Origin of the sequence: Bradyrhizobium sp. LTSP849 (genome assembly GCF_000938255.1) — a bacterium.
Classification (GTDB): Bacteria; Pseudomonadota; Alphaproteobacteria; order Rhizobiales; family Xanthobacteraceae; genus Bradyrhizobium.
The window spans coordinates 149103-170649 of sequence record NZ_JYMR01000012.1 but is presented as its reverse complement, the minus strand read 5'-3'; the positions used below and the strand labels follow the sequence as shown (position 1 = coordinate 170649).

Here is a 21547-nt window from a genome sequence, read left to right as displayed (position 1 = left end):
GATGACGAACGCCAGCCGCGCTGGTTTTGGCCTTGGTCTCGCGATCGCCGCAGCGCTGATGTTCATCACGGAAGGAGCGGCCGCCGAGGAGCGCGTCGTCAACTTCTACAACTGGTCCAACTATATGGCGCCGGATGTGCTCGAGGCCTTCACCAAGGAGACCGGCATCAAGGTGGTCTACGACACTTTTGATGCCAACGAGACGCTGGAGACGCGCCTGATGGCCGGCAGATCCGGCTATGACGTCGTGGTGCCCACTGCCTATTTCCTCCAGCGCCAGATCAAGGCGAATATCTTCCAGAAACTCGACAAGTCGAAGCTGCCAAATCTCTCCAATGCCTGGTCCGTAGTGACCGATCGCCTCGGCATCTACGATCCCGGCAATGTCTATGCCGCCAACTACATGTGGGGCACGACGGGCATCGGCTACAACGTCGCCAAGGTGAAGCAGATCCTGGGACCCGACGCCAAGATCGACAGCTGGGACATCGTCTTCAAGCCGGAGAATCTGGCCAAGTTCAAAGATTGCGGCGTACACATGCTCGACTCCGCCGACGATATCTTTCCGGCGGCGCTGAGCTATCTCGGGCTCGATCCGAACTCGACCAAGCAGGCCGATCTCGAAAAGGCCGCCGACATCGTCGCCAAGGTCCGCCCGTCCGTGCGAAAATTTCACTCGTCCGAATATCTGAGCGCGCTGGCGACCGGCGAGATCTGCTTCGTGGTCGGCTGGTCCGGCGACATCATGCAGGCCCGCGCCCGGGCAGCCGAAGCCAAAGGTGGTATCGAAATCGGCTACACAATCCCGAAGGAGGGCGCGCAGATGTTCTTCGACAATCTCGCGATCCCCGCGGACGCGAAGAACCTCAAGGAAGCCTACGAGCTGATCAACTATCTCTACCGTCCGGATGTCGCCGCGAAGAACTCGGACTTTTTATCCTACGCCAACGGCAACCTCGCCAGTCAGAAGCTGGTCGATCCGAAGATTTTGAACGACAAGAACATCTATCCGGACGAGGCGACGCTCTCAAAGCTGTTCGTCATCACGGCGCGCGATCCGGCGACGCAGCGGATCATCAACCGGCTCTGGACCAAGGTGAAGACGGGGCGGTAGAGGGGCGCACCCGTCATTGCGAGCGAAGCGAAGCAATCCAGAGTCTCTCGACAGAGACGCTCTGGATTGCTTAGTCGCTTCGCTCCTCGCAATGACAGCGCTTACCGCCACCTTCGATGCAGCCACAACCACTGCTCCGGATGCTCGCGCACCCAGCTCTCCACCACGTTGGTGATCGCCTGCGTCGTGCCCTGGATGTCGATCTTGCCGTCGGCGTCACGCACCGGCGGGACCTCTTCCGTCAGCTCTGCTTCGAAGCGGCCGCCGGGCTTGCGGATGATGCGCACGCCGTGGATCGGGCATTCGACCTGGCGCAAGAGGCGCGCCAGCATCGGATTGGCGCGGGTCTTGCGGCCGAAGAAGGTGACCTCGACACCGCCGGTCAGATATTGGTCGACGAGCATGGCGACATGCTTGCCGTCTTTCAGCGCCTGCGCGAGCCGCAGCGGGGCGTCGCGGCCCGCCGGGATCAGCGTGCCCATGTTGACCTGGCGCATCTCCTGGATGATGCGGTCGGCTGAGGCGATGTTCGGCCGGCGATAGAGGATCGCGGTGTCGAGCCCATGTGCGACGGCGGCGAGCGCCGGCAGTTCCCAATTGGAAAGGTGCGCAGCGAAGATCAGCGCCGGCTTGCCGTCGTCCCGGATGTGGTCGAACAGCTCGATGCTGCGCGCTGACAATGTGATCCGGCTATTCTCCGGATGGTCGCGGTCATAATCCCAGACATGGTCCATATGGGCGAATTCGCCGCCGACGCGGCCGAGATTGTCCCACACGCCCATCAGGATCTGCTCGATCTCCTCCGGCGACTTTTCCGGAAATGCAGCCGTGAGATTGGCGCGGCCGATGCGGTGCTCGCGCAGGCGCGGGCCGATCAGCTTGGTGACGCGGGCGAAGAAATCCGCGGTCTTGACCGGATCGAAGTAGCGCGTGGTGCGCAGCATGCCGACGGTCGTGGCCCCGATCAGGCCACCACTGAGCGATTTGGCGGCCTCCCGCGCGCGGGCCTTGATGCTCGCAGGAAGCAGCGCCATGGGTCCGGTCAGGCCGGTTCGCGGGTCAGGATCAGCGAGGCGTTCTGGCCGCCGAAGCCGAACGAATTCGACATCACAGCGGTGACGCGGGCGTCACGCGCCTTGTTGCCGACGACGTCGAACAGGATCGTGGGATCCGGATTGTCGTAGTTGATCGTCGGCGGAATGCGCTGATGCTCGAGTGTGAGCAGGGAGAAGATCGCCTCCACCGCGCCGGCGGCCGAGATGGTGTGGCCGACCATCGACTTGTTGGAGGTGACCGGAATCTTCTGCGCGAGATCGCCGAACACGGCCGATGTCGTGTTGTACTCCATCTTGTCGTTTTCGGGCGTCGCGGTGCCGTGCGCGTTGATGTGGTCGATCTGGTCCGGCGTCATGCCGGCATCGGCCAGAGTCTTGTTCATGCAACCGATGATCGGCTTGCCATCGGGCGAAGAGCGGGTGCGGTGGAAGGAATCGGTGAGCTCGCCGCAGCCGGCGATGACGCCGAGAATCTTTGCGCCGCGTGCGGTCGCGGCTTCATAGCTCTCCAGCACGAGGGCGCCGGCGCCTTCGGCCATGACAAACCCATCGCGGTTCTTGGAGAAGGGGCGGGAGGCGGCCTGCGGCGGATCGTTCTGGGTCGACAGCGCCGACAGCAGCGAGAAGCGCACCAACGCTTCCGGATTCACCGTGCCGTCGGTCGCCACGCACAGCGCGGCATCGGTCTCGCCGCGGCGGATCGCCTCGACGCCGAGCTGGATCGAGGTTGCGCCCGAGGCGCAGGCCGTCGACAGCGAGATCGGCGAGCCCTTGGTGCCGAAGGTTTCAGCGAGGTAGGCCGCGACCGAGCCGAACATGAAGCGGTGATGATAGGCGCTGTATTTGCCGCCGCCGGAGATGCGTAGCAAATCGTCGTAGGTGAAGTCGGGCGAGCCGACGGCGCGGCCGAGCTCGCGGCGCTGCGGCCATTCGACCTCGACCGGTGCAACCGCAAGGAAGAGGGGACCGGGGAAGTCGCCCTTGGCGCCGATGCCGGCCTGGTCCAGCGCTTCCTCCGTTACCAGCTCTGCCATTCGCTCGGACAGTCCGGTCGAGGAGAACGGATCAACGCTGACGAAATCGACGGTGCCAGCCATCGTTGTCCTCAGACCGTCGACCGGAAAGCGCGTGATGGTGCGGATGCCGGATTCGCCGGCGACCAGCTTCGCCCAATTGTCGGCCTTGCCGGCGCCGAGCGAGGTCATGATGCCCATGCCGGTGACGACGACGACGGGACGTCCGAGTTTGTCGCGTGGTGCAGTCATGGATCCCCCAAACGAATTAGAACATGATCCGGAAAAGTGTGACGCGGTTTTCCGACAAGATCATGCTCAAACGACAACCTGCTAAAGCGCAACACGCTTTAGCTAAACCGCCTCGACCAGCGCCATGCCTTCGCCGCGCCAGTGTCCGGCTCCCACCACTACGATCTGGGTAGGCGCTCCCTGCATTTCAATCTCGGTGCCGGTCGAATCGTTCGGCGGGAACAGCGCGCCGCGCGAGATCGAGAGCGCCGCGAGCGCCATCCCGAGCGGGAATTGCGTCTCCATGGCGTGGCCGAACATGGTACCGGTCGATCGCACCGGGAAGTCGGCATGGCTCTTCAGGAAGCCGCGCTCCTCGGAGGTCGCGGGCTCGGCGCCGGTCGCGCCCGTGATGATCGCGCCCTTACCCTCGCGCTTGGGCAGCTTCGCCCACAGCTTCTCCAGCGTTGCGGCCATGTCGCCCGGCTGCTTGCGCCTGGCGAGATCGGCGACGACGCTCGAAAGCTTTGCGAACGGCTTTGCGCCGCGCGCTTCGGCGTGCGCCCGCGATTCCAGCACCAGGAACGCGCCGGCCGAGCCGAGCGCGAAGCCGGCGTGGTCCTTGCGCGCCCAGACGGGGGCGAACTTGTCCTTCAGATTGAAGTCGCCGAATTCGTAGAGGACCATAAGGTCCTTGCGCTCGCCATTATGCGAGCCGCCGATCAGCGCAATGTCGCTCTCGCCCGAGGCGATGCGCGACAGCGCGATGCGAGCTGCGTCGGCGCCCGCGACTTCCTCGCCCATGAAGGTGCGCGAGGTGCCGCCAAGGCCGTGCACGATGGCGATGTTGCCGGCGAGGAGATTGGAGAGCTGGGCCAAAAACAGCGTCGGCCGCAGATCGCTCATCAGCCGCTCATTGAGGAAGCCGGGCGCGTTCGCCCCCTTGGCCTCGGCCGTGAGCACGCCGGTGTCGACGTTGAGATCGCGCTCGCCGCCGCCGGCGGCGACCACCATGTCGATCTTCGACAGAATGTCCTTGTTGCCCTTGATCCCGGCGGAGTCGAGCGCAAGGCCCGCGGCATAGGTGCCGATACGCTGCCAGGCTTCCATCTGGCGCTGGTCGCCCTTCTTCGGGATCTGGCTGTCGAAGGAGACCGGCATCAGGGGATGCACGATGTAGGGCGCAAAGCCCTTCTCGTCCACATTGATGCGCTTCTCCTGGAGCGCGGCCCAGTTGGCGTCCAGCCCCTCGCCGAGCGAGGTGGCAAGGCCAATGCCGGTGATCCAGACTTCCGTCTGGCCGGGTTTCGAAGCAGTGTCAGTCATGGCGATACGGCCTGTTGCGGAAAGCCGACGCGCTTGGCGATCGCGTCCATGTATCCGCGAATATCCGAATTGGGGAAGGGGATCAGCGTGAAGGTGAGCGCCGAGTTCGCGCGCAGCTTGCCGCCGACCCTGATCTTGGCCTCGGTCATGGCGTAGCCCGAGCCCTCGTGGACGACGCTCGCCTCGAGGCTCATGAGATCGCCGGGGAACACCGAGCCGCGCACCTTGGCTTCCTTCACCGCGGCGAGAATCGGCATGCGCTCGAACTTCAGGACGCCGAGCAGGAGGAAGCCCGAGGCCTGCGCCATCGATTCGATCAGGAGCACGCCGGGCATCAGCGGATAGCCCGGGAAGTGCCCCTCGAAGACGGTGCTCTCCATCGGGACCTGCGCCTCGACGACGATCTTCTTCTCGTCGACGTTGAGGTCGACGATGCGATCGATCATGTGGAAGTATTCGAGTTGCATGGCCGCGCGCTTAGGCGCTCGCGCCTTTCGCCGCAACCAGTTCGTCGATGCGGGCGCACAGATTCTTCAGCACGAAATACTGCTCGGTGGTCGCCTTGCCGTCGTTGACCTCCTGGGTCCACTTTTCCAGCGGCAGCTTGATGCCGAACTGCTTGTCGATCGCGAACGCGATGTCCAGGAAATCGAGGCTGTCGATGCCGAGATCATCGATGGCATGGCTATCCGGCGTGATCGTGTCGCGCGGGATGTCGCAGGTTTCAGCGATGATCGTAGCGACCTGATCGAATGTGGAGGACATCACTAAGCCTTTGATATATTGCAGATATTTGTCATATTTTCCAGAGTGGCAGGGTGGGTGGGCATCGCGCCCCGAATGACGCCCTCAAACCCCCCTCTGGCCGGGTCGGAAGCCCGTATATCGGAGCGCCGCCCTGAGTTCAATGGAGCCGGACAGGCCTAGGGATGCCGGTCGCGGGGCCTTGCGGCCCCGGGGGCGGCCTAGATATGCGGCGTCGTGATCTTGACGCAGTCCCGACGGCCCATCATCACGCAATCCTGGGTCCGGCGCAGGTCGGCAATACTGACCGCGAGCCAGATCCCTATCGCCGTCAGCGCGATGGTGAAGGCCAGCGCCGCGATATTGGCGAGCATGCGGTGGCGGAAATCGTCGGGGTCCTCGCGGGGCTGCTCATAGCGCGACAGGTCGAGCGGCTCGGGGGCTGCGTGCAGCGGTTGCACGATGCCGCTGCCCCGGTGGACCACCGGGGACGGCGTGGTGCGCGGCCTGAACTGGAGCACCCGGTGCTCCTCGTCCGAGGTTATGGGCCGCTGGGATTTCATGGCGCGGGGATCACTCCGAAGCAGCAATTTTTAAATAGCATACGTGACAGAGGGGTTGCAGGAAATCTTCTCAACGCGCACGTGCATTGCGCGTTCGCATGATCTTTCATCAGCGCAACGAACGACCAGCGGAACTGGTTGTCATCCCGGTGTCAGGGACGCGCGGGTTGCGCTGCAACAACGATCGAGGTGATCGCGCGAACGCATTTTGCCGCCACAACGCCCATGGCATAATAGGGGAACCTTGGACAACCAGATGAGGGCACTTCGATCATGACCACCAACGCGCGCGAGCCGAGAGTGCATCCGGTGCCGATCCTGTCGCTCCGGCCGACGCAGATGACGGTCGGCATGCGCGAGGTCAAGGAGAAGCGCAAGCGCTGGCGCGAGCATGGTAAGAAGAAGCAGTCCGACCTGCTCGGTACCCACATGATCCCTGTCGTTCACGGGCCGGACGAGCGCTACTACGTGATCGACCATCATCACCTCGGCCGCGCGTTGCACGACGAAGGCATCAAGGAGGTTCTGGTGACCGTCGTCGGCGACCTCAGGATGGTCGAGCGCGAAGCGTTCTGGGGCGTGATGGACAACAAGCGCTGGGTCTACCCTTACGACGCCAAGGGCGAGCGGCGGCCGTTTCGCGATCTGCCGAAATCGGTCGTCGATCTCAAGGACGATCCGTTCCGCAGCCTCGCCGGCGAGCTCCGCCGGATGGGCGGCTTTGCCAAGGACACCACGCCGTTCTCCGAATTCCTGTGGGCCGACTTTCTGCGCCGAAAATTGTCGCGCAAGGCGATCGAGGCCAATTTCGACAAGGCACTGGAGAAAGCCTTGGCAGCGGCCAAGAGCAAGGACGCGATCTATCTGCCGGGCTGGTGCGGGCCGGCGTCGGACGATTAAGCCGAACTGGGCGTGAGGACGGCCCCAGCCTTGGAAGGGTGATGGGCTGGGGCCGCCGCGCTTTGCGTCCGGAAACGGAGGCGAATCCAAACCGGAGCATCGGCCTTCAGCGGGCGTCTCGTTCCCGATGAAGAGCGTGGGTGAGCCTAGGCCGAGCGCTCGGGCGCTTGATGTGCACTTTTGAACTTTGGGCGCCCGATCCCTCGCGACATGCTTTGCACCGGGTAAAGGAAGCCTCGTCCGGCCGTTACGGCGCGATCATTTCGGACTTTGCAGATCATGCGAGGACAGCCAGCGTTCCATCTCGGAGGCGGCTTCGCCGTCGCGGGCCTTTTGCAACAGCATGTGGCGTTCTGTGCCGGCCGGCAGCTTCTTCGCGGCGGCGCGAGCCTCCTGCGTGAACTTGTTCAAACGTTCCTGCAGCGTCAGGACAGGTCGCGTGCGGTTGCGCTTCTTGATCATGGCTTGGCCTTTCCGGCGCAAACCAACCATGCGGATGCGAGCGGCGTCCTTAACTTTTGTTGGAACCGGAGGTGCGGATCGCGGGTTTTGATTGCAGCGGCGCCACGCCGCCATGGCCTCAATTCATGCAATCGGAGCAATCTCGCGTGCCCAGCGATACGATCCGCGCTGCGCTGGTCAAGCGCTTGCGCATCTCTGCCGGTATCTCGGACGAGGATGTCAGAGAAATCGAAGCCCTTCCGATCGCGGTGCGACAGTACCCGGCGGAAACGCCGGTCGTGCGCGATGGCGAGCGGGCCACCGAATGCTGCCTGATCGTCGAGGGATTTTGCGCACGCTCCAAGACGATCGCGAGCGGCAAGCGGCAGATCCTCTCCTTGCACATTGCTGGCGAAATCCCGGACCTGATGAGCCTGTTCTTGCACGTGATGGACCATGATCTCTCCACGCTGACGCCGTGCACGCTGGGCTTCATCAACCATGAGACGCTGCGAAAATTGCACCATCGCAGGCCCGTTGTGGCTGAGATGTTCTGGCGGGACACGCTGATCGACTCCGCGATGTTCCGCGAATGGATCGTCAATGTCGGCCAGCGTCCCGCGCCGGCACGGCTCGCGCACGTCATGGTCGAGTTGCGCGAACGTCTCAGGCTGATCGGGCGCGTTGACGATACCGGCTTCGACATGCCGCTGACCCAGGAGCAGATCGGCGAAGCGCTGGGGATCACCGCGGTCCATGCCAATCGCGTGATCAGGCAGCTTCGCGAGGAAGGAATCGTTGAGCTGCAGCGCGGCCGGGTCACGGTGCTCGACGAATTCCGATTTCTGGAGCTAGCCGATTTTGACCATCGTTACCTGCATCAGTCGCCAACGCTTTGATCAGTCGCGCTGAAAGATCTTGGCGCCGGGGTAGGCGCGTCGGGCGTAAGTCACGACCAACTCGCGATCCTGGGTCGCGAGGAAAGGAGTCCGGATCTCGCATGAGCCGACGATGAGGTGCCACAGGCCGTTGAGCTTCTGAATGGCGACGGTCATTTGCGTGCTCTTCGTAGAGCCTGCATTCCCGCAAGAGCTGCCTGTCGTGGCTGTCATGCGATTCTCGATCGTGATCGCGCGCGAGAAATTCCCAACACGGCGCGCGCTCGGCGTAAAACGATGGTGACTAATGTTAGTCGCGCTGTTCGCGCGTGACGTTCGCGCTCAGCACGCGTCGCTTTGGACTAGTCCGGGAGCACAAGAGCCGCCAAAACCGTACTGCGGCACGCGGTTTCGCGAACCGGAGCAAATCACAGTCTCTTGAGCGAAATCATTTTCCGGGTGGCATGAAGGCGTCCTGAAACAAAGCCGTCCCATTCTAAGCGACTACCGAGCCTCCAAAGGAGGGAACAATGCGTCGTCTTGCTTTCGCCGCCGCCGTGCTTGCGGTCGTCTCAGTTGGGTTTCATTCGTTCATTTCGGCTTCGCTGGCCGCAGTTCGCGACGCCAGGACAATCACGTTTGCCGAACGCTTTGCCCCGGCGCTCGAGTTGATGGCGAAGCAGAAGCAGTGACGGCGTAGCGCGCTGCCGCGCCCAACGCTTACTTCTTCGGCAGGCGTCCCATCAGATAGAACTCGTCGTTGGGACGCATGCCGGTGAAATTTGCGAGCCGGTTCGACAGCGCGAAGAAGGCCGAGATCGCGGCGATGTCCCAGATGTCGTCGTCGCTGAGGCCATGCGGCGCGAGCGTCGCAAAATCCTCCTCTGAGATCCGCTGCGCGTCCGCGGAGACCTTCATCGCGAAATCGAGCATCGCTTTTTGCCGCGGAGTGATGTCGGCCTTGCGGTAGTTCACCGCGATCTGGTCGGCGATCAGTGGGTTCTTGGCGCGGATGCGCAGGATCGCGCCATGCGCGATCACGCAATACTGGCACTGATTGGCCGCCGAGGTCGCCACCACGATCATCTCGCGCTCGGCCTTGGTGAGCCCGCCGTCCTTTTCCATCAGCGCGTCGTGATAGGCAAAGAACGCGCGAAACTCGTCGGGGCGGTAGGCCAGCGTCAGGAAGACGTTCGGCACGAAGCCGCTCTTTTCCTGCACGGCCAGCAGCCGCGTGCGGATGTCGTCCGGTAATGTGTCGAGGGCGGGGACGGGGAAACGTTGCGTGGCGGGCTTTGTCATGGGCATGGATTCCGGCTTGGGGCGGCAACCATAGTCGATGCGGGCCACCGCCTCAACGTGCCACACGCTCAGTGTCATCGCCCGATTTAATCGGGCGATCCAGTATTCCAGAGACAGCGATGGGATACGGAGAAGCCGCGGCGTACAGGATGCCCGCTTTCGCGGGCATGACGGCGGAGTGTTGGGCGAGCAAGTAGCCCTTACCGCAGCGGCTTCTTCAGCAGCGAGAAGCGATCGGGATCGAGCCCCATCGACGGTTGCAGCATCGGGGCTTCGGCGGGGACGAGCGTCTTGGCGGGTGGTTGCGAGAACACCGGGTCGTTCGGCACGTCGCGCTGCGAAGTGGCGCCGCGCCAGCGCTCGAGTACGGCGCCGACGAAATGCATGTCATGCCCCGATGTCACGGAAGGAACGCTGCTGATGGTGGCTTCGCCACGTGGCAATTGATGCGGCGGCACTTCCTTGAAGCGCAGCCGCGTCGGCAGTGCGACGCCTTCGCCGAACGCCAGCACCTCGCGGGTGCCGAGCGAGGGCACGAAGGACAGCAGGTTCGCGGCCGCATCCGACACCGCGGCGCGCAGCAGCGCCTGGTCGCGCTCGTTGGCGAGACGCATCGTGAACAGCGTGTTGCACTGGGAGATGATGGTGGCGTCGAGCTCTGCGGGGCGCTGGGTGATGAGGCCGAGATAGACGCCGTACTTGCGGCCTTCCTTGGCGATGCGCGACACCGCCTTGCGGGTCGGCCCGAAGCCGACATTGCGGTCGGCCGAGGCGTAACGGTGGGCTTCTTCGCAGACGAACAGCATCGGCGACACGCCGTCGCTCCATAGGCCGAAGTCGAAGGCCATGCGGCACAGCACCGAGACGACGGAGTCGATGACCTCGGCCGGAAAGCCGGCGAGCTGCATCACGGTCATCGGCTTGCCGTTGGCGGGCAGGCGGAACAGATGGCTGATCACCTCGGCCATGGTGTCGCCGCCGACATTGGCGTTGTCGAACATGAAGGCGTAGCGCGGGTCGTTGCGGACCGCCTCGATGCGCGAGATCAGCTTGTGATAGATGATGCGCGAGGAGCGGTTTTCCAGCTTGCCCATGCGCTCGTCGATCAGCGAGATCAAATCGACCAGGCGGTACGGCACCGGCGTATCGACGGTGAAGCCGATCTGCTTGGGATCGATGCGCTTCAGGCCGAGGCGATCGGTGTTCTGATACTGCGTGTAGATGCCCTTGGCGATCGGGATCACCTCGGCGAGGACATCGAGCTCCTCGGGCACGCCGGCGCGGCCGCCGAACAGCACGTCGACGATTTCCTCGAAATTGAACAGCCAGAACGGCAGCTTCAGGTTCCGCGGGTTGAGCACCAGCGCGCGATCGCCGAAGCAGCGGCCGTATTCGTTGTGGACGTCGAGCAGGAAGATGCGCAGGTTCGGGCGCGCTTTCAGGATCTCATTGAGCAGCAGCGACACGCCGGTGGATTTGCCGACGCCAGTCGATCCCAGCACGGCGAAATGCTTGGAGAGCATTTCCTCGATATCGACGTAAGCGATGACGGAGCGGTCCTGCTGGAGGAAGCCGACATTGATCTGGTCCGATCCGGTCGGCGCGTAGATGGTGCGCAGCTCCTGGCTCGTGATCAGGTCGACGGAATCGCCGATGGTGGGATAGTTGGTGACACCGCGCTGAAACTTGGCCTTGTCGGCGGCATTGTGGATTTCGCCGAGCAGGTCGACGGACGCGACGGCAATGTAGTCGGCGCTCGAGAGGTTCTCGCAGGAGACCTCGGTGATCATGGCGACGATGACCGAGCTGGCGCAGCGGATGCTGACGAACCGGCCGACAGTGGCCCGAATCTCTGAAACCGGCAGCTGGCTTTCCGCCAGAAGCCCAACCCGGGCGAGCGACCCGCGTACCGAAATCACGCGTCCAAAGGATGTCACTAGAATGAACCTGGCAAGTCCGAGGAGTTTAACCCTGACTATGCGAGCCGCGGCTGCACAAACTGTTAAGCGGCGGGGGCAGGAGCTTTGTTAAATGTACCGAAATTCGGCAGGGTGGTTTGTACCTAATGCATACTTATGGGCAGAAGCGGCCGGAAAATGCTGCTTTTCTGGGCCAATGAGCCTGAAAACGATTAAGGAAGATTTTACCATCCGCCCAGTCGGCCGATGGGCCCGCGAGCCGGAAGCCGTCGCTGCCGCGGTGGTGCCGAGGCAGGGCAGCACTGGTTTGGTTTGTTGACGGGACCTAGTCATTTGTACATTAGTACAAATGAACCCGCGGCCTCAGCGCCGCCCGGGCGCGCCCATGATCATTGCGTCGCGCGCCCGATTGCGCAATCCGGAGAAGCGGATCGAAAGCCCATGTCTTGCTAGCCAAGTTTTGGAGGACATCATGCAGACCGAACCGATCCTCGATCTCGCCCATCTCGGCCACATGGAACTGCTGACGCCGAAGCCGGACGAGAGCCTGAAATTCTTCGTCGACGTCATGGGCATGACCGTCAGCGGACAGAAGGGCGAGTCGGTGTATCTGCGCGGCTGGGACGACTATGAGCGCTATTCGCTGAAGCTCACGGCGTCGAAAACCTCCGGCATGGAGCACATGGCGCTGCGCGCGCGCAGCCAGCAGGCGCTGGAGCGCCGCGTTGCCGCGCTGAAAGGCTCCGGCTTCGACATCGGCTGGATCGATGGCGACATGGGGCAGGGCCCGACTTTCCGCTGCAGGGATCCCGACGGTCACATCGTCGAGCTCTATTACGAGACCGAATGGTATCAGGCGCCGCCGGAGCTGAAGCCCGCGCTGAAGAACCAGGCGCAGCGCTTTCCCGCGCGCGGCGTCAATGTCCGCCGTCTCGACCATCTCAATTGCCTCGCCGTCGATATCAAGGCCAACCGGGAGTTCTTCGAGAACTATCTCGGCTGCCGCCTGACCGAGCAGATCGTGCTCAATGACGGTCGTGAAGCGGCGATGTGGCTGACGATGTCGAACAAGAGCTACGATTTTGCCTATTCGCTCGACCACTCAGGTACGCCCGGCCGCTTCCACCATGTCACCTACGCGCTCGACAGCCGCGAGGAGATTCTTCGCGCCGCTGACATCTTCCTCGAGAACGGTGTGCACATCGAGACCGGCCCGCACAAGCACGCGATCCAGCAGACCTTCTTCCTCTATGTCTACGAGCCTGGCGGCAACCGCGTCGAAGTCGCCAATGCCGGCGCGCGCCTCATCCTCGCGCCGGACTGGAAGCCGATCGTGTGGACGGAAGAGGAGCGCAAGAAGGGCCAGGCGTGGGGATTGAAGACGATCGAGTCGTTCCACACCCACGGCACGCCGCCGGTGGAAGCGAAGAAGCACGCTTAATGCGTGGATGATCTTACGCGCGCGATTGTCTCGCGCACGCTCGTCCACGCCGGCTTGTCCGGCGCGAACTGTCCGCGCAGGAAGGTGACGAGCTGCTCGACTTGCGCGGCGCTCATGCTGTTCTTGAACGCCGGCATGTAGCCGAGGTCGCTGGAGACAGGCTCGGCAATGCCGTGCAGGATGACCTGCACGAGATTGTCCGGTGACGCGCTGTGCAGATTGCTGTTGAGCGCAAGCGACGGCCGGCTGCCGAACAGCGGCAGGCCGCCGACCTCGTGGCAGACCGCGCAGGCGCCCTGATAGAGCCGCGCGCCACTGGAGGCTGCGACAGTGACTTGCGTTGCAGCTTCGAGCTTCGCGGCGAGGGCATCCTGTGTCGGCGCATCGGCGGCAGCGTCGTTGAACGAGTTGAGATAGATCGCCATCGCGCGGATGTCGTGGTCGGGCAGGGCCGTCAGATCCCTGACGATCGGGGCCATCGGGCCGGCGGCCACGCCGTGATAGCGCGACTGGCCGGTGCGCAAATACGCGAAGAGATCGTCCTCGCTCCAGGGAATCGGCGCGTGCGAGAGCGAGGTCAGGGCCGGCGCCTCCCAGCCCTCGGCAAATCCCCCGGCCAGATAGGCGTCGCGCTGCTCGGCGCCGAGCACATTGCGCGGCGAATGGCAGGCGCTGCAATGACCGAGACTCTCGACCAGATAAGCGCCGCGATTCCACTGCTCGGATTTGGCGGGATCAGGCTTGAACTCGCGCGTCTGGTGAAACAGCGCATTCCATCCCGCGAGCAGCGGACGAAGGTTGAACGGGAAGGCCAGCGTGTTCGCCGGCGCCGTGGCGCGCACCGCGGGCTGGGCCATCAGGTAAGCATAGAGTGCCTGAAGGTCGGCCTCGCTCGTCTTCGAAAAATGCGTGTAGGGGAAAGCGGGATAGAGCTGCCGCCCGTCGCGATGCAGTCCGTCGCGCATCGCACGCTCGAAGGCGGGGTAGGACCAGGCACCGATGCCGGTCTCGACATCGGGCGTGATGTTGGTCGCGAAAATCGTGCCGAACGGCGTCTCCAGTGCGCGCCCGCCGGCATTGATCGCGCCGCCGATCGTGGTGTGGCACTCCGCGCAATTGCCGAGTGCGGCGAGCAGCTCGCCGCGCGCGATCGTCGCGGCGGAATAGACCGACGTGCCGGGCCGTGCGATCGGCGCGATCGCACGTCCGGGCCACAGGGCCGCGCCAACACCGACCGCAGCGGTGCAGACCGCCGCGATCGTTGCAAAAATGCCGGCGCGCTTGGCGAATGGGTTTTGCCAGATGCGAGATGGCGGCGGCGCAGCGGGCGCGGGCAGCGCCTGCGGCGTGGCGGCCGCGTCGCCGTGCAATCCCCTGAGGATACGCTCCGGCGTGAACGGCGGCTCGCGAAAGCGCACACCGGTGGCATCGAAGATCGCGTTCGCAATCGCTGCCGCGCTCGGTACCGAGGCGGACTCGCCGACGCCGAGCGGCGGCTGGTCCGGCCGCGGCAGCAACAACACGTCGATCTTGGGCACGTCGGGGAAGGGGATGATCGGATAGGCGCCCCATTCCCGCGCCGCCACCGCGCCGCGCTCGAACGAGACCTCTTCCATCAGCGCGCGGCTGGTCGACTGGATGACGTTGCCATGGATCTGGTGGCGCACGCCGTCCGGATTGATCATCAATCCGGAGTCTTGCCCCGCGACCACGCGCGTCACGCTGACATCGCCGGTGGTCTTGTTCACGGCGACGTCGGCAACCCAGGCGGACCACGCCGCGCCATAGCCCGGAAACTTGCTATGGACATAGAGCGCATAGGCAAAGCCGCGCCCGTGCACGACATCGCCGTCTTTCTCTTCGCGGATCGGCCGCGGCGTCCAGCCCGCACGCTCGGCGACCGCATTGACGAGATCGACCGCGCGCTGGTCCTTCAGGTAGCGCAGGCGATATTCGATCGGGTCAACGCCGGCCTCGGTCGCGAGCTCGTCGATGTAGGATTCATGCGCAAAGGTGTTCGGGAGCGCCGAGACGCCGCGGAACCAGGAGGCGCGCACGATCGGTGCCATGTCATGCGCTATGACGCGCATATGGTCGTAGTCGTAGGGCGGGATCGCGGTGCGGTCGCCCATCTGGAGCACTGCGCCTTCGCACGAGATTCGTCCCGTCAGCAACAGCGCCAGCGTCGGTGCCGCGTTCGAGGGGTAGCGCGTGGCGAGATCGTAAGCAGCGATGCCGCCGTCGGCATTCAGGCCGCCATTGACGTCGATGAGCTGCGCGGTGCCCTTGGGCTCCCAGGCGTGCTCCTGCTCGCGCGTCAGCTGCACGCGCACGGGCCGGCCGACCGCGCGCGATAGCAGCAGCGCGTCGGCGGCGACGTCGTCGGCGCAGTTGCGGCCGTAGCAGCCGGCGGCCTCTAGCCGGATTACATCGATCTCGCTTTCGGGACGCTCGATCAGCAGTGCGAGGTCGCCGCGCAGCACGTGCGGGTTCTGCGTACCCGACCAGACGCGGATGTTGCCATCGCTGCAATCGGCGACCGCGCAGGATGGGCCGATCGACGCGTGCATCTGGTACGGCCAGACGTAGGTGCGTTGCATATGCGTAGTTGCACCGGCGATCGCTGTATCGACGTCGCCCTTGTCGATCAGCGTGCGCGGTGTTGACGGATTGGCGCGCAGCGCGGTCTCGACATCGGCGAGATCGGGCAGCGTGGGCGTCGGCTTCCAGCTCACCTTGAGCTGCTCCGCCGCGCGAATCGCATTCTCCTCGCGCTCCGCGACAACGCCGACAAAGTCCCCGATGCGCACGACGGCAATGATCCCGGGGATGTCGTTCACCGAGGATTCGTCGACCGCAATCAGGCTGGTGCCGACGAACGGGCCGGCGTCGACGCCAGCATAGGGCGGCCGCACGACGCGGCCATGCAGCATGCCGGGCACGCGGATGTCATGAACGAAGGTAAGTTCGCCCGTGGCCTTGGCCGGCAGATCGACGCGCGGCATCGACTGGCCAACGATGGTGTAATTGCCGACCGCCTTTACCTGCGCGTCGTCGGCAAGCTCCAGGCGAATGGTCTCGCCGCCGATCAACTCGCCATAGCTGACGCTGCGATTGTGTCCGCGGACGAGGCCGTCTTCGATCGTCAGCTCCGCGGCCGGCAACTCGAGTCGGTGGGCTGCGCGGGCAATCAGGAAGTGCCGCGCTTGCGCGGCGGCCTTGCGCAAGGGAACGGCCGTGATCTGGATGGTTTCGCTCGCAATCGTTGCGCCCTGGTTCGGGACGATTGCGGTGTCGCCGAGCACGACGACGACACGGGCAAAGGAAACGTCGAGCTCTTCGGCGACGATCTGGCCGAGCGCCGTGCGGATGCCGGTGCCGAGATCGACATGACCATTATAAGCATTGACCGAGCCATCGGCGGTGATCCGCACGAAGGTCTCGGACGTAACCTCGTCCACGGTGCGGACGACGACAAGCGAGCCGGATGGCCGCTCAGCTCCATTCGAAAGAGGGGAGGCCATCAATTCCCGGCCTCAGCGAGCCGGCCCGACGCGCGCATCACCGCACGCAGGATTTCGACATGCGTGCCGCAGCGGCAGAGATTGTAGCGCAGTGCCTCGAGTGCCTCCTGCTCAGTCGGCTGCGGGTTGATCGCGAGCAGCGCCTTGGTGGTCATGATCATGCCGTTGAGGCAGTAACCGCATTGCGCAGCCTGCTCGTCGATGAAGGCCTGTTGCACAACATCCGGCTTGTCGCGCGTGCCGAGCCCTTCGAGCGTGACGACGTCGCGTCCGGCGCAACCGCCGACGGGGATCACGCAGGAGCGCGCAGCAGTGCCGTCGATCAGGACAGTACAGGTGCCGCATTCGCCGAGACCGCAGCCGTATTTCGGGCCGTTGAGCTGAAGGTCGTTGCGCAGCACATAGAGCAGCGGCGTCTCCGGCGCGGCCGTGACGTCGTGGATCCTGCCGTTTACGGTGAGGCGGATCGGTGTCTGCGTCATCCTCATTTCCAAGCTCTGGTTCGCAAGCTCTGGCGACCGCGCGGTCGTAAAAATTCTACGTCGCGACGATACCGTTTGTACACAAACGTGCAAGCCGCCATGCCGCAGTGCAGCGCAGTTGCCCGCTTTGTGGACAGAACCGGGAGGCAAATGAGCTTTTATTCGGCAGCGGCATCTTTTCGCGCGCGGCACCGCTTGACAGCTATCGGGACCGCGCGCAACATCGTTCGTGTACGAATGATAAACCCCGTCGTGATCCGCTGGCTTTGACATGACTGAAACGACGAGCGCCACCACCGACAAGATCCGCTGCGATGCCTGTCCGGTGATGTGCTACATCAAGCCCGGCGCGGCCGGTGCCTGCGACCGCTATGCCAATGATGATGGCAAGCTCGTTCGCGTCGATCCGCACATCATCCTTGAACGCACGGTGTCGCTCGGCGGCAAGCTGGTGCCGTTCAGCCGGACCGAGGATTGGGACGGCACGATCGTCCACGGGCCCTCGACCTTCGTGACGGCGATCGGAGCGGGCACGACCTATCCCGACTACAAGCCGGCGCCGTTCATCGTCTCGTCCGAGGTCGACGGCGTCGACATGGTCACCGTCGTCACCGAGGGCATCTTCTCCTATTGCGGCATCAAGGTGAAGATCGACACCGACCGCTATCTCGGCCCCGAGACCGCGACCGTGCGCGCCCAGGGCGAAGCGGTCGGCCACGTTACCACCAGTGAATACGGCTCGCAGATGCTATCGCTCGGCGGCGTGCATCATCTCACCGGCGGCTCCAAGAAGGAGGGCCGCGTCACCTGCGACACTCTGATGGACCTTGCCAATTGCAAGGCGGTGGAGCTGACTGTCGACGGCGGCGCGAGCGTGGTGGTGCAGGCCGGCCAGCCGCCGATCGTCAACGGTGCCAAGGAAGAGCGGATGCGCGTCGGCTGCGGCTCGGCGACCATCGGCATGTTCGCAAAGCAGTGGCACGGCAAGGTCGACGAGGTCGTCGTGGTCGACGACCACATCACGGGCGTGCTGAGCGAGCACCAGGCCGGCAAGCTGCTCGATATCGCCGACACTGGCATCAAGATGAAAGGCCGGCGCTCGACGCCCGGCCGGTATTTCCAGGTCGCCGATCCCGGCACGGGCTGGGGCGGCACCAACATCTCCGATCCGCTCGCGATCCTCGGGCCGTTCGACGCCAAGGAAGCCAAGCCTGGCCTCTCTATGCTGATGGTCTCCACCACCGGCGAGCATTCGTCCTATTACGTGCTCGACGAGGCCTTGAAGCCGGTCGAGACCGAGATGCCCGCTGATCTGAAGTTCTCGGTTGAGCGCATCCAGGAGAATTGCGAGCCGGCGCTGTGCACGGTGTTGTTCATGGCCGGTGCCGGTGGCTCGCTGCGCGCGGGCGTCACCGACAATCCGGTGCGGCTGACCCGTTCGGTCAAGGATGCGCTGACGCGCGTCACCAGCGGCGGCGCGGCGGTCTATGTTTGGCCGGGCGGCGGCATTACCTACATGGTCGACGTGACGCAGATGCCCTCGGGCGCATTCGGCTACGTGCCGACGCCGGCGCTGGTCGCGCCGATCGAGTTCACGATGAAGCTGGCCGACTATGCCGCGCTCGGTGGGCACATGGATTACGTGAAGCCGCTGTCCGAGGTGAGGGGCGGTGACGATGTTCGCCAGCTGCCCTGGCAGAACCCGATTCCAGGGCGCCGGGCATGACAAGGCTCCCGCAAATCGCGTTGCTGTCTGATGGCCGGCGGCTGCATTTGCAGGATGGTCCGATCGATCTGATCGTTGAGGCGAGGGGAGAGGCAGGCGAGGTGCGCGCAGCCTATGAGGCGGCAGCGCGCCGGTTCACCGGTCTGCTCGACGAGCTCTGCGCTGACCTGACCGAGCTGCGCAAAGCGGTGGAACCCGGGGTGTGTTCGCTGAACGGAATTGTCGCCCAACGCATGCACGCCGCCGTCGCGCCTTATGCTGCCGATTGCTTCATCACGCCGATGGCCGCGGTTGCCGGCAGCGTGGCGGAGGAGATGCTTGGCGCGATGCTGGCCGTTGCATCGCTTGATCAGGCTTACGTCAACAATGGCGGCGACATTGCGCTGCATCTCGGCGAAGGCGAGCATTTCTCGGTCGGCCTGATGGATCGGCCCGATCGCGACGGCGTGATGCGGACGATGATGGTCGATGCAAACGATCCCGTGCGGGGCATCGCGACCAGTGGCCGCCATGGCCGCAGCTTTTCGCTCGGCATCGCCGATGCCGTGACGGTGCTTGCCGCGACCGCGTCGCAGGCCGATGCGGCCGCCACGGTCATCGCCAACGCTGTCGATCTGCCCGGGCATCCCGCCATCGTCCGAAGGCCTGCGAACGAGCTTCAGCCTGACAGCGATCTCGGCGGGCGTCTTGTGACCTGCGCTGTTGGTGAATTGTCGCGGGCCGAAATCGCGACCGCGCTGGAATCTGGCGCGGAATGTGCACGACAAATGTTCGATCGCGGATTGATCGAAGGTGCCGTGTTGCAGCTTTGTGGTGATATGCTTGTCATCGGAACAAAAGATATTGAGCGGCAACGATCGCGCCCGGCAGTGCTGGAGAACGCGGTTCATGCCTGAACGGGGAAACGAAGCATGAGCGCGATCATCCGCAAGATCGTCACCGTCGTCGAAGAGACGCAGATGGAGATGGGCCGCCAGGTGTCGCCGCCGACCCGGCGTGCGGCTGCGATCGCGGTGATCGAAAATCCCTTTGCCGGAAAATATGTCGAGGATCTCTCGCCGTTGATTGCGATCGGCGAGGAGCTCGGCGATCTCCTGTCCAAGCGCGCGGTGGCAGCACTCGGCATCGATGGTTCCAAGGCTCAGAGCTATGGCAAGGCGGCGGCCGTCGGCGAGAACGGCGAGCTGGAACATGCGGCTGCGATTCTTCACCCGAAGATGGGTGCGCCGGTGCGCAAGGTGCTGAGCAAGGGCGCGGCTCTGATCCCGTCGTCGAAGAAGCGCAGCGGCCCCGGCACGACGCTCGACATTCCGCTCGGACACAAGGATGCAGCCTTCGTGCGCAGCCATTTCGACGGCATGGAAGTGCAGATCAACGACGCGCCGCGCGCCAACGAGATCATGGTCGCCGTCGCCGTCACCGACAGCGGCCGTCCGCTGCCGCGCGTCGGCGGGCTGACAGTTGCCGAGGTCAAGGGCGAAGACGGTTTGAGATAGAAGACGCAAGAGAGTTCAAAACTGGAGGTTGGGATGCGAGTAAGAAACTATTTCGTCGGTGCGGCCTTCGCGCTTCTGGCGGGCGGCATGGCTCATTCGGCCATGGCGCAGGAGATCAAGATCGGCGAGATCAACAGCTACTCGCTGCTGCCGGCCTTCACCGAACCCTATCGCAAGGGATGGCAGCTCGCGGTCGAAGAGATCAACGCGTCCGGCGGTATCAACGGCAAGAAGCTCGTCGTCATCTCCAAGGACGACGGCGGCAAGCCGGCCGATGCGCAGACGGCCGCCAACGAGCTTGTCTCGAGCGAAGGCGTGGCGATGCTCACGGGCACGTTCCTGTCGAACATCGGTCTCGCCGTCAGCGACTTCGCCAACCAGAAGAAGGTGTTTTTTCTCGCAGCCGAGCCGCTGACGGACGCCGTCACCTGGTCGAAGGGCAACAAATATACCTTCCGCCTGCGCCCCTCCAACTACATGCAGGCGGCGATGCTGGTGGAAGCCGCCGCCAAATTGCCCGCTAAACGCTGGGCAACGATTGCGCCGAACTATGAATACGGCCAGTCGGCGGTCGCGGTGTTCAAGAAGCTGATGTCGGAGAAGCGTCCGGACATTCAGTGGGTCGACGAGCAGTGGCCGCCGCAGGGCAAGATCGACGCTGGCCCGGTGGTGCAGGCAGTTGCCGCCGCCAATCCGGAAGCGATCCTCAACGTCACTTTCGGCGCCGACCTCGTGAAGCTCGTGCGCGAAGGCAACACCCGCGGCCTGTTCAAGGGACGCGAGGTTGTCTCGTTCTTGACCGGCGAGCCCGAATATCTCGATCCGCTCAAGGAAGAGACGCCCGAGGGCTGGATCGTCACCGGCTATCCCTGGTACTCGATCAAGACCCCCGAGCACGATGCGTTCCTCAAGGCCTACCAGGCCAAATACAACGACTATCCGCGCCTCGGCTCGATCGTCGGCTACCAGACCATCAAGTCGGCCGCCGCGATCCTCGCGAAGGCCGGCTCGACCGATCCGGAGAAGCTGATTGCCGCGGCCGAAGGGCTGTCGATGCCGTCGCCGCTCGGCGAGATCACCTTCCGCAAGATCGACCACCAGTCGACGCTCGGCGCTTACGTCGGCAAGACCGCGCTGAAGGACGGCAAGGGCGTGATGGTGGATGCCACCTACAAGAAGGGCGCGGACTATCTGCCGAGCGACGCCGAAGTCGAGAAGCTGCGGCCGAAGGATTGATCTGGCTTCACTCTCCGCTGCCGTAGGGTGGGTTAGCGAAGCGTAACCCACCACGCCCGTCCAGCGGCAAGAAGTTGGTGGGTTACGCCTTCGGCTAACCCACCTTACGAAGACCTCTCCCCGCAAGCGGGGAGAGGTGACTTCCAAACACCAACC

21 protein-coding genes are annotated in these 21547 nt (G+C 64.0%); 9 read left to right on the top strand and 12 right to left on the bottom strand.

Features of this window, described 5'->3' with window-relative positions; all coding sequences use genetic code 11:
• The first annotated feature begins 1 nt into the window (after position 1).
• A complete protein-coding gene (locus tag UB31_RS10190) occupies positions 2-1114 on the top strand; it encodes a polyamine ABC transporter substrate-binding protein (RefSeq protein ID WP_045010765.1) in 1113 nt (370 codons plus the stop codon).
• Between the two features lie 101 nt (positions 1115-1215).
• On the opposite strand, the gene UB31_RS10185 is transcribed toward UB31_RS10190, so the two are convergent.
• The 6 genes from UB31_RS10185 to UB31_RS10160 form a co-directional block, all read right to left on the bottom strand.
• Positions 1216-2148, bottom strand: a complete 933-nt coding sequence (locus tag UB31_RS10185; protein ID WP_045010764.1) for a lipid A biosynthesis lauroyl acyltransferase — start codon at positions 2146-2148, stop codon at positions 1216-1218.
• Between the two features lie 8 nt (positions 2149-2156).
• Positions 2157-3434 (bottom strand): beta-ketoacyl-ACP synthase, encoded by a 1278-nt coding sequence (locus tag UB31_RS10180; RefSeq protein ID WP_045000820.1) that lies wholly within the window; start codon positions 3432-3434, stop codon positions 2157-2159.
• 102 nt (positions 3435-3536) lie between these two features.
• Positions 3537-4739: a beta-ketoacyl-ACP synthase gene (locus tag UB31_RS10175; RefSeq protein WP_045000819.1), complete on the bottom strand. Its 1203-nt coding sequence runs from the start codon at positions 4737-4739 to the stop codon at positions 3537-3539.
• Positions 4736-5206: a 3-hydroxyacyl-ACP dehydratase FabZ family protein gene (locus UB31_RS10170; protein ID WP_045010763.1), complete on the bottom strand. Its 471-nt coding sequence runs from the start codon at positions 5204-5206 to the stop codon at positions 4736-4738. The genes UB31_RS10175 and UB31_RS10170 overlap by 4 nt, the downstream gene beginning before the upstream one ends.
• 10 nt (positions 5207-5216) lie before the next feature.
• On the bottom strand, positions 5217-5504 hold the full coding sequence (locus tag UB31_RS10165; protein WP_007592476.1) for an acyl carrier protein: 288 nt from the start codon (positions 5502-5504) through the stop codon (positions 5217-5219).
• Positions 5505-5704: 200 nt separating this feature from the next.
• Positions 5705-6046, bottom strand: a complete 342-nt coding sequence (locus UB31_RS10160) for a hypothetical protein (protein WP_045000817.1) — start codon at positions 6044-6046, stop codon at positions 5705-5707.
• Between the two features lie 273 nt (positions 6047-6319).
• Here UB31_RS10160 and UB31_RS10155 point away from each other — a divergent pair, with 273 nt between their 5' ends.
• Positions 6320-6946 (top strand): ParB-like protein, encoded by a 627-nt coding sequence (locus UB31_RS10155; protein ID WP_045010762.1) that lies wholly within the window; start codon positions 6320-6322, stop codon positions 6944-6946.
• Between the two features lie 258 nt (positions 6947-7204).
• On the opposite strand, the gene UB31_RS10150 is transcribed toward UB31_RS10155, so the two are convergent.
• Positions 7205-7408, bottom strand: a complete 204-nt coding sequence (locus UB31_RS10150) for a hypothetical protein (RefSeq protein WP_045010886.1) — start codon at positions 7406-7408, stop codon at positions 7205-7207.
• A gap of 146 nt (positions 7409-7554) precedes the next feature.
• On the opposite strand from UB31_RS10150, the gene UB31_RS10145 reads away from it, so the two are divergent.
• Entirely contained in the window at positions 7555-8286 is a 732-nt protein-coding gene (locus UB31_RS10145) for a Crp/Fnr family transcriptional regulator (RefSeq protein WP_156175276.1), read from the top strand.
• Here UB31_RS10145 and UB31_RS42130 read toward each other — a convergent pair whose 3' ends face one another.
• Complete coding sequence (locus tag UB31_RS42130) at positions 8287-8442, bottom strand: hypothetical protein (RefSeq protein ID WP_197087119.1); 156 nt, start codon at positions 8440-8442, stop codon at positions 8287-8289.
• A 353-nt stretch (positions 8443-8795) separates the two neighbouring features.
• Here UB31_RS42130 and UB31_RS42125 point away from each other — a divergent pair, with 353 nt between their 5' ends.
• The gene (locus UB31_RS42125) at positions 8796-8957 is read left to right on the top strand and encodes a hypothetical protein (RefSeq protein ID WP_197087118.1); all 162 of its coding nucleotides are present in this window, start codon (positions 8796-8798) and stop codon (positions 8955-8957) included.
• A gap of 28 nt (positions 8958-8985) precedes the next feature.
• Here the strand turns inward: UB31_RS42125 and UB31_RS10140 are convergent, their stop codons facing one another.
• Together UB31_RS10140 and UB31_RS10135 are read right to left on the bottom strand one after the other, a co-directional pair.
• Entirely contained in the window at positions 8986-9567 is a 582-nt protein-coding gene (locus UB31_RS10140) for a peroxidase-related enzyme (RefSeq protein WP_045010884.1), read from the bottom strand.
• A 200-nt stretch (positions 9568-9767) separates the two neighbouring features.
• Positions 9768-11504: an ATP-binding protein gene (locus tag UB31_RS10135; protein WP_197090794.1), complete on the bottom strand. Its 1737-nt coding sequence runs from the start codon at positions 11502-11504 to the stop codon at positions 9768-9770.
• A gap of 454 nt (positions 11505-11958) precedes the next feature.
• Between UB31_RS10135 and UB31_RS10130 the strand changes: the two genes are divergently transcribed.
• Entirely contained in the window at positions 11959-12927 is a 969-nt protein-coding gene (locus UB31_RS10130; protein ID WP_045010883.1) for a catechol 2,3-dioxygenase, read from the top strand.
• Here the strand turns inward: UB31_RS10130 and UB31_RS10125 are convergent.
• Positions 12924-16451 (bottom strand): molybdopterin cofactor-binding domain-containing protein, encoded by a 3528-nt coding sequence (locus UB31_RS10125; RefSeq protein WP_045010760.1) that lies wholly within the window; start codon positions 16449-16451, stop codon positions 12924-12926. The genes UB31_RS10130 and UB31_RS10125 overlap by 4 nt on opposite strands.
• Positions 16451-16933 (bottom strand): (2Fe-2S)-binding protein, encoded by a 483-nt coding sequence (locus UB31_RS10120; RefSeq protein ID WP_082078464.1) that lies wholly within the window; start codon positions 16931-16933, stop codon positions 16451-16453. The genes UB31_RS10125 and UB31_RS10120 overlap by 1 nt, the downstream gene beginning before the upstream one ends.
• A gap of 271 nt (positions 16934-17204) precedes the next feature.
• Here UB31_RS10120 and UB31_RS10115 point away from each other — a divergent pair, with 271 nt between their 5' ends.
• Genes UB31_RS10115 through UB31_RS10100 form a run of 4 tightly spaced genes read left to right on the top strand, consistent with a single transcriptional unit; the run spans position 17205 to position 21391 of the window.
• On the top strand, positions 17205-18659 hold the full coding sequence (locus tag UB31_RS10115; RefSeq protein ID WP_045010758.1) for a hypothetical protein: 1455 nt from the start codon (positions 17205-17207) through the stop codon (positions 18657-18659).
• Positions 18656-19555 carry a UPF0280 family protein gene (locus UB31_RS10110; RefSeq protein WP_045010757.1) on the top strand — a complete coding sequence of 300 codons (900 nt, stop codon included), beginning with the start codon at positions 18656-18658 and terminating at the stop codon, positions 19553-19555. Before UB31_RS10115 ends, UB31_RS10110 begins: the two co-directional genes overlap by 4 nt.
• 15 nt (positions 19556-19570) lie before the next feature.
• On the top strand, positions 19571-20155 hold the full coding sequence (locus UB31_RS10105) for an amino acid synthesis family protein (RefSeq protein ID WP_045000809.1): 585 nt from the start codon (positions 19571-19573) through the stop codon (positions 20153-20155).
• Between the two features lie 33 nt (positions 20156-20188).
• Positions 20189-21391, top strand: coding sequence for an ABC transporter substrate-binding protein (locus UB31_RS10100; protein ID WP_045010756.1), 1203 nt, complete (start codon positions 20189-20191; stop codon positions 21389-21391).
• The last annotated feature ends 156 nt before the right edge of the window (positions 21392-21547 follow it).

Bases quoted from the DNA above. Each gene is read 5' to 3' on its own strand.
- UB31_RS10190 (WP_045010765.1), top strand. From the start codon at position 2: ATGACGAACGCCAGCCGCGCTGGTTTTGGCCTTGGTCTCGCGATCGCC.
- UB31_RS10185 (WP_045010764.1), bottom strand. From the start codon at position 2,148: ATGGCGCTGCTTCCTGCGAGCATCAAGGCCCGCGCGCGGGAGGCCGCC.
- UB31_RS10180 (WP_045000820.1), bottom strand. From the start codon at position 3,434: ATGACTGCACCACGCGACAAACTCGGACGTCCCGTCGTCGTCGTCACC.
- UB31_RS10175 (WP_045000819.1), bottom strand. From the start codon at position 4,739: ATGACTGACACTGCTTCGAAACCCGGCCAGACGGAAGTCTGGATCACC.
- UB31_RS10170 (WP_045010763.1), bottom strand. From the start codon at position 5,206: ATGCAACTCGAATACTTCCACATGATCGATCGCATCGTCGACCTCAAC.
- UB31_RS10165 (WP_007592476.1), bottom strand. From the start codon at position 5,504: ATGTCCTCCACATTCGATCAGGTCGCTACGATCATCGCTGAAACCTGC.
- UB31_RS10160 (WP_045000817.1), bottom strand. From the start codon at position 6,046: ATGAAATCCCAGCGGCCCATAACCTCGGACGAGGAGCACCGGGTGCTC.
- UB31_RS10155 (WP_045010762.1), top strand. From the start codon at position 6,320: ATGACCACCAACGCGCGCGAGCCGAGAGTGCATCCGGTGCCGATCCTG.
- UB31_RS10150 (WP_045010886.1), bottom strand. From the start codon at position 7,408: ATGATCAAGAAGCGCAACCGCACGCGACCTGTCCTGACGCTGCAGGAA.
- UB31_RS42130 (WP_197087119.1), bottom strand. From the start codon at position 8,442: ATGACCGTCGCCATTCAGAAGCTCAACGGCCTGTGGCACCTCATCGTC.
- UB31_RS42125 (WP_197087118.1), top strand. From the start codon at position 8,796: ATGCGTCGTCTTGCTTTCGCCGCCGCCGTGCTTGCGGTCGTCTCAGTT.
- UB31_RS10140 (WP_045010884.1), bottom strand. From the start codon at position 9,567: ATGACAAAGCCCGCCACGCAACGTTTCCCCGTCCCCGCCCTCGACACA.
- UB31_RS10130 (WP_045010883.1), top strand. From the start codon at position 11,959: ATGCAGACCGAACCGATCCTCGATCTCGCCCATCTCGGCCACATGGAA.
- UB31_RS10125 (WP_045010760.1), bottom strand. From the start codon at position 16,451: ATGGCCTCCCCTCTTTCGAATGGAGCTGAGCGGCCATCCGGCTCGCTT.
- UB31_RS10120 (WP_082078464.1), bottom strand. From the start codon at position 16,933: ATGACGCAGACACCGATCCGCCTCACCGTAAACGGCAGGATCCACGAC.
- UB31_RS10115 (WP_045010758.1), top strand. From the start codon at position 17,205: ATGACTGAAACGACGAGCGCCACCACCGACAAGATCCGCTGCGATGCC.
- UB31_RS10110 (WP_045010757.1), top strand. From the start codon at position 18,656: ATGACAAGGCTCCCGCAAATCGCGTTGCTGTCTGATGGCCGGCGGCTG.
- UB31_RS10105 (WP_045000809.1), top strand. From the start codon at position 19,571: ATGAGCGCGATCATCCGCAAGATCGTCACCGTCGTCGAAGAGACGCAG.
- UB31_RS10100 (WP_045010756.1), top strand. From the start codon at position 20,189: ATGCGAGTAAGAAACTATTTCGTCGGTGCGGCCTTCGCGCTTCTGGCG.